The organism is Streptomyces sp. NBC_01304 (genome assembly GCF_035975855.1).
Classification (GTDB): domain Bacteria; phylum Actinomycetota; class Actinomycetes; order Streptomycetales; family Streptomycetaceae; genus Streptomyces.
This window is the reverse complement of the sequence record NZ_CP109055.1, coordinates 8,868,750-8,881,007: the sequence shown is the minus strand read 5'-3', so window position 1 is coordinate 8,881,007 and position 12,258 is coordinate 8,868,750. Positions and strand designations below refer to the sequence as shown.

Sequence of the window (12,258 nt, the reverse complement as noted above, 5' to 3'; positions counted from 1 at the left end):
TTAGCTGTTCACCCGGCCGAGGTAGCTGCTGTCACGGGTGTCGACCTTGATCTTCTCGCCCGTGGTGATGAAGAGCGGGACCTGGATCTGGTGGCCGGTCTCCAGAGTGGCGGGCTTGGTGCCGCCGGTGGAGCGGTCGCCCTGGACGCCCGGCTCGGTCTCCTGGACGACGAGCTCGACGGAGGCGGACAGCTCCACGAAGAGCACCTCGCCCTCGTGCTGCGCGACGGAGGCGGTGAAGCCCTCGATCAGGAAGTTCGCGGCGTCGCCGACAGCCTTGCGGTCGACCATGAGCTGGTCGTAGGTCTCCATGTCCATGAAGACGAAGTAGTCGCCGTCCATGTAGGAGAACTGCATGTCGCGCTTGTCGATCGTGGCCGTCTCGACCTTGACGCCGGCGTTGAAGGTCTTGTCGACCACCTTGCCGGAGAGCACGTTCTTGAGCTTGGTGCGCACGAAGGCCGGGCCCTTGCCGGGCTTGACGTGCTGGAACTCGACGACGGACCACAGCTGGCCCCCGTCGAGCTTGAGCACAAGGCCGTTCTTGAGGTCGTTCGTGGAAGCCACGGTTGCGGATCTCCTGGACTGAAACTGGTGGGACCTAGGGTGCGCACCCCAGCGGGCTAGAGCGCGAGCAGCTCCTTGGTCGTAATGGTGAGTAGCTCGGGTCCGCCGTCCGCCTCGGGGCGTACGACGAGCGTGTCATCGATCCGGACGCCGCCCCGGCCCGGGAGGTGGACCCCCGGTTCGACGGTGACCGGCACACAAGCGTCCAGTTTACCCATGGCCGCGGGCGCCAACTGCGGGTCCTCCTCGATTTCGAGTCCCACACCGTGTCCGGTGGCGGCCGGGAGCCCGTCGGAGTAGCCGCCGGCGTCCAGGACTTGGCGGGCAGCGCGGTCCACTTCGCGGTACTCGACGCCAGGTGCGAGGGCCTCCCGGCCGGCCCGCTGAGCGGCGAAGACCAGGTCGTACAGCTCGATCTGCCAGTCCGCCGGGGTGGTCCCGATGACGAAGGTCCGGCCGATCTCGCAGCGGTAGCCCCGGTAGGAGGCGCCCAGGCAGACGGAGAGAAAATCGCCCTCCTCCACCCTGCGATCGGAGGGACGGTGACCTCTGCGGCCCGAGTTGAGGCCGGTGCCGACCGAGGTGGGGAAGGCCGGGCCGTCCGCGCCGTGGTCGACGAGGCGGCGCTCCAGCTCCAGGGCGAGGTGGCGTTCGGTGCGGCCGACCAGGATGGATTCGAGGAGCTCGCCGAGCGCCTGGTCGGCGATCTCGGCGGCGATCCGCAGCGAGGAGATCTCCTCGTCGTCCTTGACCACGCGCAGCTGCTCCACCGCACAGCCGAGGTCCGCGAAGCGCAGCCGGGGCGCGACGGAACCGAGGGCGCGGTGCCGGGCCACGGTCAGGTGGTGCTCCTCGACGGCGAGGGAGTCGGCCCCCTGGCCCGATGCGAGGTCCGCGGCGGCCACGGCGGCATCACCGCCCGGGGTCCCCAGGACCTGCAGCCGCAGCGCCTCGTCGGGGCGGCCCTCGGTGGGCTCCCCGGTGGGCGGGCTGCCGCACAGCAGGATGTCCTCGCCCGGCCCCAGCAGGAGCACGGCTCCCTGGGGCGCCGCGCCCGCGAGATAGCGGACGTTGGCGGGGCGGGAGACCACCGCGGCCGCGCTGCCGCCGGTCGTGCACTGCTCTCTGAGCCGCTCACGGCGTGCCGCGTAGACCTCTGACATGACCCGAGCGTATGAGCTGCCGCTCGGAGGTGGCTGGTTGTACGCGTCCGACTGGGGGTGGCACTCATGTCTGCCCGCAGGGTGGGGCTACCAGCTCGGCGGGCTCGCGATCGACCTGGCCAGTACGTCGTCCAGGACTCGCGCCGTCGTAGGCACGTCATAGCTCGAGTTGTCGATGATCGGCAGCCCCGACCCGTACCACCCGGCCATCCGGCCATGGATGCGAGCCACTTCCTCGTTCGTCAGCCGACGATTCCCGCTGCGCTGCGCATTGCGCTCCAGGACGATCTCCAGGCCGGGCAGCAGCACGACGGGCAGCAGACCGGGCCCCACGTGCCGCTTCCAGCCGCCGAGGCCGACCACCGGGCGGTCCGGGAAGACCGCGTCGTCGAGGATGCAGGAGATGCCGTTGGCCAGGAAGTTCCGCGCCGCGAAGCCGCAGGTGCGGCGGGCCAGCCGGTACTGCGCCTCGGAGTGGTCGTTCCAGCCGGACTGCGGGTCGGCGAAGCCGGAGCGCACCCACTCGCGTACGTCATCCAGGCTGATGTGCGCCGTGGGGACCTGGCGGTGCTCCGCCCAGTACTTGGCCACGGAGGTCTTGCCGGCGCCGGCGGGGCCGATGAGCAGCACCGCGAGCGTGGTCGCGCCGGTGTCGCCCTGCGTGGAACCCTGCGGCAGCTGAGGCACCGCGACCGGAGCGCCCGACGGGAGCCTGATGTGGCCCGTGGTGTCGGGCGAGGGGGGCACCGGGGCATGCGGGGGCGGGGGTGCCTGGGCGGGCCGGGGCGCCGGGCCGTTGAAGCCGGGAGCGGGCGGCGGGCCCGCGGCGGGCGCGGGTCGGCCAGGGTGCGGCCCCGCGGCGCCCGGATGGGGTGCGGGTCCGGGGTGATGTGCGGCCGGGGACCAGCCGGTGGCCGGTCCGTGCCCCGGCTGATGGGGCGGCGGCAGCGGATTCCCCACTGCGTGCTGCATCCGGTGCCACTCCGTCTCGTACAGGCAACTGGCGCTGGTAGCGCGGAACTCGGCGAACAGGTCCGGCGATCAGGTCCTTTACCGAACGGTACCGTCCCCGGCCGCCGTTGTGTGAACGGCCGGGGACGGACACAAGTGCCCGGTCAGGCAGAAACCTCGCCATAAGCGGCAAGCAGAACGGCCGGGTCGGGGCCTTCCATGACCACCGGCTTGCCCAGTCCGTCCAGGACGATGAAGCGCAGCAGGTCGCCCCGCGACTTCTTGTCGACCTTCATCGTCTCGAGCAGCTTGGGCCACTGGTCTCCCCGGTAGGTCAGCGGCAGGCCGACCGATTCGAGGACCGTGCGGTGCCGGTCGGCGGTCGCCTCGTCCAACCGACCGGCCAGGCGGCCGAGTTCGGCGGCGAAGACCATGCCGACGGAGACGGCAGCACCGTGCCGCCACTTGTAGCGCTCGTTCTTCTCGATGGCGTGGGCGAGCGTGTGACCGTAGTTGAGGATCTCGCGCAGGCCCGATTCCTTCAGGTCGCTGGAGACGACCTCGGCCTTGACCCGGATCGAGCGCTCGATCAGCTCGGCGGTATGCGGACCGGCCGGCGTACGTGCCGCCGCGGGGTCCGCCTCGATCAGATCCAGGATCACCGGGTCGGCGATGAAGCCGGCCTTGATGATCTCCGCGAGGCCGGACACGTAGTCGTTCACGCCCAGCGAACCGAGGGCGGACAGGTCGCACAGCACGCCGGCCGGCGGGTGGAAAGCGCCGACGAGGTTCTTGCCCTCGGCGGTGTTGATGCCGGTCTTGCCGCCGACCGCCGCGTCCACCATCGCGAGGACGGTCGTCGGCACGGCGATCCAGCGCACACCGCGCAGCCAGGTCGCGGCCACGAAGCCCGCGAGGTCGGTGGTGGCGCCGCCGCCGACACCGACCACGACATCGGTGCGCGTGAAGCCGGACTGGCCGAGCGCCTTCCAGCAGTACGCCGCCACCTCGGCGGTCTTGGCCTCTTCGGCGTTCGGCACCTGGATGGCGACGGCCTCGTAGCCCTGCTCGGCCAGGTCGGCCCGGATCGCGTCACCGGTCTCGGCCAGCGCCTCGGGGTGGATCACCGCGACGCGCTTGGCCTTGGCGCCGATCAGCCCGCCGAGCTCGCCGAGGAGCGAGTGTCCGACCAGGACCTCGTACGGATCACTGCCCGCGCTCCCGCCGACCTGGATCCGGGTGGGTGCCTGCTCCGTCATGCTTCCTTCAACTCCAGTGCGTCGAGGACCGCTTGGGCGACCTCTTCGGGGGTGCGTCCGTCCGTGGCGACGACCACGCGGGCCACGTCGGTGTACAGATGGCGGCGCGCCTCCATCAGCTCGCGCCACTGCTTGCGCGGGTTGGCGACGGTGAGCAGCGGGCGCGCGACGTTCAGGCCGGTGCGCTTGACCGCCTCGTCCACGTCCATCGAGAGATAGACGACCGGGTGCGCGCCGAGCAGCTCCCGCGTACCGGCGTCGAGGATCGCCCCGCCGCCGAGGGCCAGCACTCCGTCGTGCCCGGCGACGGCGGTGCGTACCGCCGCGCGCTCCAGCTCACGGAAGTGGGGCTCGCCCTCCTCGATGAAGATGTCCGAGATCTCCCGGCCCTGGCCCGCCACGATGTCCGCGTCGGTGTCCCGGAAACCGCAGCCCAGACGCGCGGCGAGCAGCTCGCCGACCGTCGACTTGCCGACGCCCATGGGCCCGACGAGGACGATCCGCGGACCCGCCGAGGGACCGGTCATCGGATGTGGAGGTTGTCGAGGTACGACTGCACGTTGCGCCGGGTCTCCGGCACGCTGTCGCCGCCGAACTTCTCGACGAGCGCGTCCGCGAGGACCAGCGCGACCATCGCCTCCGCGACGATGCCGGCCGCCGGGACCGCACACACGTCGGAGCGCTGGTGGTGGGCCTGCGTGGCCTCACCCGTGGCGACGTCGACCGTGGCGAGCGCGCGCGGGACGGTCGCGATGGGCTTCATCGCTGCGCGTACGCGCAGCAGTTCACCGGTGGTCAGACCGCCCTCGGTGCCGCCCGAGCGGCCCGTGGAACGCCGGATGCCGTCCTCGGTGCGGACGATCTCGTCGTGCGCCTTGGAACCGGGCACCCGCGCCAGGTCGAAGCCGTCGCCGACCTCGACACCCTTGATCGCCTGGATGCCCATGAGGGCGGCGGCGAGGCGGGCGTCCAGGCGCCGGTCCCAGTGCACGTGCGAGCCCAGGCCCACCGGCACTCCGTACGCGAGGACCTCGACCACACCACCGAGGGTGTCGCCGTCCTTGTGGGCCTGGTCGATCTCCGCGACCATCGCCTTCGAGGCGTCGGCGTCCAGGCAGCGCACCGGGTCCGCGTCCAGCTTCTCCACGTCGCCGGGCTTCGGGTACACGCCGTACGGGGCCTTGGCCGCGGCCAGCTCCACCACGTGCGACACGATCTCGATGCCCGCGGCTTCCTTCAGGAAGGAACGGGCCACCGCGCCGAGCGCCACCCGGGCCGCCGTCTCCCGGGCGCTGGCGCGCTCCAGGATCGGCCGGGCCTCGTCGAAGCCGTACTTCTGCATGCCCGCGAGGTCCGCGTGACCGGGGCGGGGCCGGGTCAGCGGGGCGTTGCGGGCCATCGTGGCGAGCTCGGCCGGGTCGACCGGGTCGGCCGCCATGACCTTCTCCCACTTGGGCCACTCGGTGTTGCCCACCATGACCGCTACCGGAGAGCCCATCGACAGACCGTGCCGGACGCCACCGAGGAAGGTGATCTCGTCCTGCTCGAACTTCATCCGCGCACCGCGGCCATAGCCGAGACGACGCCGCGCCAGATGATCTGCCACCAGCTCGGTGGTGATCGGGACGCCGGCGGGCAGACCCTCCAGGGTCGCCACCAGTGCGGGTCCGTGGGACTCCCCCGCGGTCAGCCAACGCAACCTGCTCAACGGTGCTCCTCTGCTCGCGCCTGGTGCTGCGATCTCGACGGCGCGACCGGGTGCGCGACCCTGGCCCGCCTGCCTAAATACTCCCATGCCGCAGCGGGCGGCCAGGGCGCTGGTCCAGCAGGCGGGACGCCCTCGACCGAGCCCTGGTCAATCCTGTGCCTGCTGACGCGGCTGCGGCTGCCCGTTGGCAGGATCCTGCCGCGGGGCGTACTTCCCGAGGTGGTCCGCACCCTGCCCCTGGCCGTACCGGGCGGCGGCGTGCATCGGCTGCCCATTGCGGGCGGCCCGGCGAAGGTCGAGCCTCCGCTTGATCTTCACGACCCACGACGCCACGACGGCGAGCAGGACGAGGGCGATGAAGGTGATCTGGATCCACTCGGGCAGAAACCCGAGCAGACCGTCGAAGACCTTGCTGCCGACCGAGGCCTGCGGCAGACCTGTGTCCATGAATGCACTCCCCCCACTGGAATGTGAACGGAGCGGATCCTGACGGGCCTCAGCGCGCGGCCAGCGCCCGCTCCCCCGCCTTGCGCATGGCGTCCAGCGGAGCCTTCGGCCGGCCCGTCATCTGCTGCACCTGCAGCACCGCCTGATGCACCAGCAGGTCGAGCCCGCTGACCACCGCGCCGCCGAACATCGACCAGCGTGCGGCGAGCTCCGTGGGCCACGGCTCGTACAGCACGTCGAAGAGCGTCCCGGGCCGCTCGGGCACGTGCTTCGCCAGGTCGTCCGTGGTGCCGGCCGGCGTGGTCGCGATGACGAGCGGCGCACTCAACGCCTGCTCCGCATCAGCCCAGTCGGCCGTGCGCACCTCCACGTCGAGCCGCTCGCCCCACTGCCGCATCTCGTCGGCGCGCGCCTCGCTGCGTACGTACGCGACGATCTCGCCGGAACAGATCCGGGACAGCGCGGCCAGCGCGGACGACGCGGTCGCGCCGGCGCCCAGGACGGCCGCGGACTCGACCTGCTCGATGCCCCGCTCGCGCAGCGCGGCCACGATGCCGGGGATGTCGGTGTTGTCACCGCTGCGCCGACCGTCCGGCCCGAAGACGACCGTGTTCACCGCCTCGACCGACGCGGCCGTCTCGCTGACCTCGTCGAGCAGCGGAATCACCGCACGCTTGAGCGGCATGGTCAGCGAGAGCCCCGCCCACTCCGAACCGAGCCCTTCGAGGAAGCCGGGCAGCGCCGCCTCGTCGACCTCGAAACGGTCGTACGTCCAGCCGTCCAGGCCCAGCTCGCCGTACGCGGCGCGATGGAGCACCGGGGACAGCGAGTGGGCGATCGGGGAGCCGAGGACGGCCGCTTTGCGCGGTGCACCGCTCACTGGTTCTTCTTCTGTTCGTCGAGGTACTTCTGACGATTGCGCTCGTGCTGCGCGTTCGTCTCGGCGAAGAGCGTCTCGTTCGCGTTGATCGAGACGAAGTAGTACCACTTGCCCTTGGCCGGGCTGAGCGCCGCCTCAAAGGCTTCCTTGCCCGGGTTGCTGATCGGCCCGGGCGGCAGACCGTAGATCTTGTACGTGTTGTACGGATCCTTGATCTTGCGCAGTTCGTCGACGGAACCGGTGGCCAGCTTGGACTCGCCCTTGAGGTAGTTGACCGTGGAGTCGAAGTCGAGGAGGCCGGCGGTCTCCGCGTTGCCCGGCACCATGCGGTTGTACACGACCCGCGCGATCTTCTCGTAGTCGCTCTTGTTGTTGCCCTCGGACTGCACGAGGCTGGCGACCGTCAGGAGCTGAAGGGGGTCCTTCACCTTGAGTTCCTTGGCCTTGCCCTCGAGGTTGTATCCCGAGTACGCCTGCTTGGCGTCGTCGACCATCTTCTTGAGGATGTCCTCGGTCTTCATGCCCTTGGCGACCGGGTAGCTGCCCGGGTAGAGGAAGCCCTCGAGCGGGTCCTTCACATCCTTGTGCGGGTTCTTCGCCCACTCCGGAAGGCCGAGTTCCTTCCAATGTTCCTTGACGTACTTCCTGGTGGAGCCCTTGGGCTGCTCGAGGCGCTTGTCGATCTGCTCGTAGACCTGGTTGTTGCGCCAACCCGGGTTGACCATGAGGTTGTTGCGGCTCTTCGGGTCGAGCATCATCGTCACGGCGGCTTCGCCGGACATCTCCGTGTTGAGGAGATAGACGCCTGCCTGGATCGACAGCCCCTTGGGGTCCTTCGCCTGGGCGTTGACGAACGCGTCCGCACTCTTGACGACGCCCTTCTCCTCGAGCAGGGAACCGATCTGGGAGCCGCCCGCACCCTTGGGGATCTCGACCGAGACCTGCTTGTCGGCGTTGCCGTTGCCCTCGTAGTCCGCGGCCGAACCGAACCGGTCTTGGTAGAACTGGTAGCCGAAGTAGCCGACGCCACCGAGGCCGCCGGCGAAGACCAGCGTCACCACCAGGCAGGCGCAGCCGCTGCGGCGCTTCTTGCCGCCCCGGCCGCGGCGTTCACTGCGGCCTCGACCACGGCCGCGACCGCCGCGCGGCGGCTCGTCGTCGTAGTCGTCGTCCTCGTCGTCCCGGCCGCTCGCGAAGAACGCGTGCTCGCCCTGATCGGGACCCGGGTCCCAGTCGGGGTTCTCGCGGGGCGCCTCGCGGCGGCGGCCCGGGGGCTGCGGCGGCGGGTAGGCGTCAGGGGTGTTGTACGGGTCGGGGCGCTCGGCGTCGTACGCGGCGGGCTGGCCGCCGTACGGATCCGGGCCCGCGCCGTACGCCGGCTGCTGGCCGGTGTCCCAGCCGCCGTTGTAGTCGTGCTGCGGGTAGCCACCCTGCTGCTGACCGCCATGCTGCGGGTACCCACCCTGCTGGCCGTCATGCTGCGGGTAGCCACCCTGCTGCTGGCCACCGTACGACTGCTGCGGGTGCGGCTGTTGAGGCTGCTGCGGATAGTACTGCGGCTGGCCCCCGTACGGACTTTGGCCGCTCGCGGCCTGCTGTCCTCCCCATCCCTGGTCCCCGAACAACGGGTCCTCGGGATGCCACGGTTCGGAGCCGTGGCCCCGGCCATACTCAGTCATCGATCCCCTACGAGCCGCGAGGCGGCAGCCGCTGAGCACCTACGGCAGGGCAGCCGGTCCGCCTCTTCTGCTGTGCGGCAGCTGTTCGAACGCCACCGCATCGCGCGGAACGTTACCGTATCGCGATCAGATGACCACTTCGACGCCCTCGCCCGGAGCCTTGCCTGACGCCCGTTCGGACTCCAGAGCGTTCTGAAGGATCACCACAGCGGCAGCCTGGTCGATGACGGATCGGCCCTTTTTGGACTTCACGCCCGAAGCGCGAAGGCTCTGACTGGCCGTCACTGTGGTCATCCTCTCGTCCACGAGCCTCACCGGAACGGGTGCGATGCCACGCGCCATCTCCGCTGCGAAAGCACGCACCTTGACGGCGGCCGGGCCCTCGCCCCCGTTGAGGGAGCGAGGGAGTCCGACGACGACCTCGATGGGTTCGTACTCGTCAACGAGCTGCTTGAGCCGCCGGTGGGCGGCCGGGACGTCGCGTCCCGGCACGGTCTCCACCGGAGTGGCGAGGATCCCGTCGGGGTCGCACGAGGCGACCCCGATCCGGGCGTCCCCGACGTCGATCGCGAGACGGCGCCCGCGACGGGCCAGCGAAGACATCAGGCGGTCTCGCCGACCAGGCGCTCGACTGCGGCCACGGCGTCGCCGATGGCCTCCGGGTTCTGGCCGCCGCCCTGGGCGACGTCCGGCTTGCCGCCGCCACCGCCGCCGAGGGTCTTGGCCGCGGTGCGGACCAGGTCGCCGGCCTTGAGGCCGCGCTCGCGGGCCGCCTCGTTGGTGGCGATCACGGTGAGCGGGCGGCCGCCCGCGGTGGTGAAGAGGGCGACCACGGCCGGGCGGTCGCCCGGGATGCGGCCGCGGACGTCGAGGACCAGCTTGCGCAGGTCGTCGGCGCCGGTGCCGTCCGGCACCTGACCGGTGACCAGCGCGACACCGCGTACGTCCTGAGCGCTCGAAGCGAGACCGGCGGCGGCCTGCAGGACCTTCTCCGCGCGGAACTTCTCGATCTCCTTCTCGGCGTCCTTCAGCTTGCCGAGCATCGCGGAGATCTTCTCGGGCAGCTCCTCGGGACGTCCCTTGACCAGCTCCTGGAGCTGGGCGACGACCGTGTGCTCCTTGGCGAGGAAGTTGTACGCGTCCACGCCGACCAGCGCTTCGATGCGGCGTACGCCGGAGCCGATGGAGGATTCGCCGAGCAGCTTGACCAGGCCGAGCTGGGCGGTGTTGTGGACGTGGGTGCCGCCGCACAGCTCCTTGGAGAAGTCGCCGATGGTGACGACGCGGACCCGCTCGCCGTACTTCTCGCCGAACTCGGCGATGGCGCCCTGCTTCTTGGCCTCGTCGATCGACATGACCTCGGCCTGGACGTCGAGTTCACGGGTGAGGACTTCGTTGATCTTCTGCTCGACGTCCGTCATCACGGCCGTGGGGACGGCGGACGGCGAACCGAAGTCGAAGCGGAAGCGGCCGGGCTGGTTCTCGGAACCGGCCTGGGCGGCCTGCGGGCCGAGCGCGTCGCGCAGCGCCTGGTGCGTGAGGTGCGTGGCGGAGTGGGCGCGGGCGATGGCGCGGCGGCGGGTGATGTCGATGGTGGCCTGCGCGGGAGCGCCCAGGGTCACCTCGCCGACCTGGACCGTGCCCTTGTGGACGTAGACGCCGGGGACCGGCTTCTGGCAGTCGCGGACCTCGACGACGGCGCCGGAGTGCAGCTTGATGCGGCCGGTGTCGCCGATCTGGCCGCCGCCCTCGGCGTAGAACGGGGTGCGGTCGAGGACGATCTCGACCTCGTCGCCCTCGGTGGCGGCGGGCGAGGGCACGCCGTTGACGAGGATGCCGACGACCTTGGACTCGCCCTCGGTGGAGGTGTAGCCGATGAAGTCGGTGGCGCCGGCGTTGTCGGCGATCTCTCGGTAGCCGGACATGTCGGCGTGGCCGGTCTTCTTGGCCTTGGCGTCCGCCTTGGCCTTGTCCCGCTGCTCCTGCATCAGGCGCTTGAAGCCGTCCTGGTCCACGGACAGGCCCTGCTCGGCGGCCATTTCGAGGGTCAGGTCGATCGGGAAGCCCCACGTGTCGTGGAGCAGGAACGCCTTGTCGCCGGCGAGGACCTTGCCGCCGCCGGCCTTGGTCTCGGTGATGGCGGTGTCGAGGATGTTGGTGCCGCCCTTGAGGGCCTTGAGGAAGGCGGCCTCTTCGGCGATCGCGACGGTCTCGATGCGCTTGCGCTCGGTGAGGAGCTCCGGGTACTGCTGGCCCATCGTCTTGATGACCACGTCGATGAGGTCGGCGACAACCGTGCCGGTGGCGCCCATCAGACGCATGTTGCGGATCGCGCGGCGCATGATGCGGCGCAGCACGTAGCCGCGGCCCTCGTTGCCGGGGGTGACGCCGTCGCCGATGAGCATGACGGACGTACGGATGTGGTCGGCGACCACGCGCATCGAGACGTCGGAGTCGTGCTTGTCGCCGTAGCGGACACCGGTCAGTTCGGTGGCCTTGTCCATGACGACTTGCAGGGTGTCGGTCTCGTACATGTTCTGTACGCCCTGCAGGATCATCGCGAGGCGCTCGAGGCCGAGGCCGGTGTCGATGTTCTTCGAGGGCAGGTCGCCGAGGATCGGGAAGTCTTCCTTCCCGTCGCCGGCGCCGCGCTCGAACTGCATGAAGACCAGGTTCCAGATCTCCACGTAGCGCTCGTCGTTGACCGCCGGGCCGCCCTCTTCGCCGAACTCGGGGCCGCGGTCGTAGTTGATCTCGGAGCAGGGGCCGCAGGGTCCGGGGACGCCCATGGACCAGAAGTTGTCCTTCTTGCCCAGGCGCTGGATGCGCTCGGCGGGGACGCCGATGACGTCACGCCAGATCGTCTCGGCCTCGTCGTCGTCGAGGTAGACGGTGATCCAGAGCTTCTCCGGCTCCAGGCCGTAGCCGCCGTCCGCCACGGAGCTGGTGAGCAGCTCCCAGGCGTACTTGATGGCGCCTTCCTTGAAGTAGTCGCCGAAGGAGAAGTTGCCGCACATCTGGAAGAAGGTGCCGTGCCGGGTGGTCTTGCCGACCTCTTCGATGTCCGGCGTGCGCACGCACTTCTGCACGCTGGTGGCGCGCGGGGCGGGCGGCTTCGTCTCGCCGAGGAAGTACGGCTTGAAGGGGACCATGCCGGCGTTGACGAGCAGCAGAGTCGGGTCGTCCGCGATGAGCGACGCCGAAGGGACGACGGTGTGCCCGCGCTCCTCGAAGAAGCTCAGCCAGCGGCGGCGGATTTCAGCCGACTCCATCAGTGGTCCTCATTCCGGTTGTACGAGTACTTCGCGTTGTTGGGCTTGCTGTGGTGGTTCTCGATGGCCGCGAGCCTTCGCTGCGGCGGGAGTTCGGGCGGGCCCTGGTCGTTCAGGCCGAGCGCGTCGTTGAGTTCGTCCTCGCGCTGGGACATTCCGTCGCGGACGTCGAAGGCGAAGTCCTTGAGCTTGTGCCCTGCCTCGATCGCCTTGTTGGCGGCCTGGGCCGCGAGGCTCTCGGGAGTCAGCTGCTTGAGCTTGCGGTTGACCTTGGTGGTGGCCCATACGCCGGCGGCTGCGCCCGCGGTGAACCAGAACGTACGGCGGAACAT

The 12,258-nt window shown here is 70.2% G+C and carries 12 protein-coding genes; all 12 read right to left on the bottom strand.

The genetic code is table 11. The annotated features are described in order from the left end of the window. The 12 genes from efp to OG430_RS39505 all read right to left on the bottom strand — a co-directional run bounded on the left by efp (position 1) and on the right by OG430_RS39505 (position 12,258). Positions 1–567: an elongation factor P gene (efp, locus tag OG430_RS39560; protein WP_327357483.1), complete on the bottom strand. Its 567-nt coding sequence runs from the start codon at positions 565–567 to the stop codon at positions 1–3. Positions 568–623: 56 nt separating this feature from the next. Further along, positions 624–1,730: an aminopeptidase P family protein gene (locus OG430_RS39555; RefSeq protein WP_327357482.1), complete on the bottom strand. Its 1,107-nt coding sequence runs from the start codon at positions 1,728–1,730 to the stop codon at positions 624–626. A gap of 87 nt (positions 1,731–1,817) precedes the next feature. Then, on the bottom strand, positions 1,818–2,702 hold the full coding sequence (locus OG430_RS39550; protein WP_327357481.1) for a Pro-rich N-terminal domain-containing protein: 885 nt from the start codon (positions 2,700–2,702) through the stop codon (positions 1,818–1,820). Between the two features lie 143 nt (positions 2,703–2,845). Then, on the bottom strand, positions 2,846–3,940 hold the full coding sequence (gene aroB / locus OG430_RS39545; protein ID WP_327357480.1) for a 3-dehydroquinate synthase: 1,095 nt from the start codon (positions 3,938–3,940) through the stop codon (positions 2,846–2,848). Further along, on the bottom strand, positions 3,937–4,467 hold the full coding sequence (locus OG430_RS39540) for a shikimate kinase (RefSeq protein ID WP_327357479.1): 531 nt from the start codon (positions 4,465–4,467) through the stop codon (positions 3,937–3,939). The genes aroB and OG430_RS39540 overlap by 4 nt, the downstream gene beginning before the upstream one ends. Then, entirely contained in the window at positions 4,464–5,648 is a 1,185-nt protein-coding gene (gene aroC / locus OG430_RS39535) for a chorismate synthase (protein WP_327357478.1), read from the bottom strand. The genes OG430_RS39540 and aroC overlap by 4 nt, the downstream gene beginning before the upstream one ends. 147 nt (positions 5,649–5,795) lie before the next feature. Then, complete coding sequence (locus OG430_RS39530) at positions 5,796–6,095, bottom strand: hypothetical protein (protein ID WP_327357477.1); 300 nt, start codon at positions 6,093–6,095, stop codon at positions 5,796–5,798. A gap of 49 nt (positions 6,096–6,144) precedes the next feature. Next, on the bottom strand, positions 6,145–6,975 hold the full coding sequence (locus tag OG430_RS39525) for a shikimate dehydrogenase (RefSeq protein WP_327357476.1): 831 nt from the start codon (positions 6,973–6,975) through the stop codon (positions 6,145–6,147). Next, entirely contained in the window at positions 6,972–8,654 is a 1,683-nt protein-coding gene (gene mltG / locus OG430_RS39520) for an endolytic transglycosylase MltG (protein ID WP_327357475.1), read from the bottom strand. Before mltG ends, OG430_RS39525 begins: the two co-directional genes overlap by 4 nt. Before the next feature lie 126 nt (positions 8,655–8,780). Next, the gene (gene ruvX, locus OG430_RS39515; protein WP_327357474.1) at positions 8,781–9,257 is read right to left on the bottom strand and encodes a Holliday junction resolvase RuvX; all 477 of its coding nucleotides are present in this window, start codon (positions 9,255–9,257) and stop codon (positions 8,781–8,783) included. Beyond that, positions 9,257–11,926, bottom strand: a complete 2,670-nt coding sequence (gene alaS / locus OG430_RS39510) for an alanine--tRNA ligase (RefSeq protein ID WP_327357473.1) — start codon at positions 11,924–11,926, stop codon at positions 9,257–9,259. Before alaS ends, ruvX begins: the two co-directional genes overlap by 1 nt. Beyond that, entirely contained in the window at positions 11,926–12,258 is a 333-nt protein-coding gene (locus OG430_RS39505) for a DUF6167 family protein (protein WP_327357472.1), read from the bottom strand. Before OG430_RS39505 ends, alaS begins: the two co-directional genes overlap by 1 nt.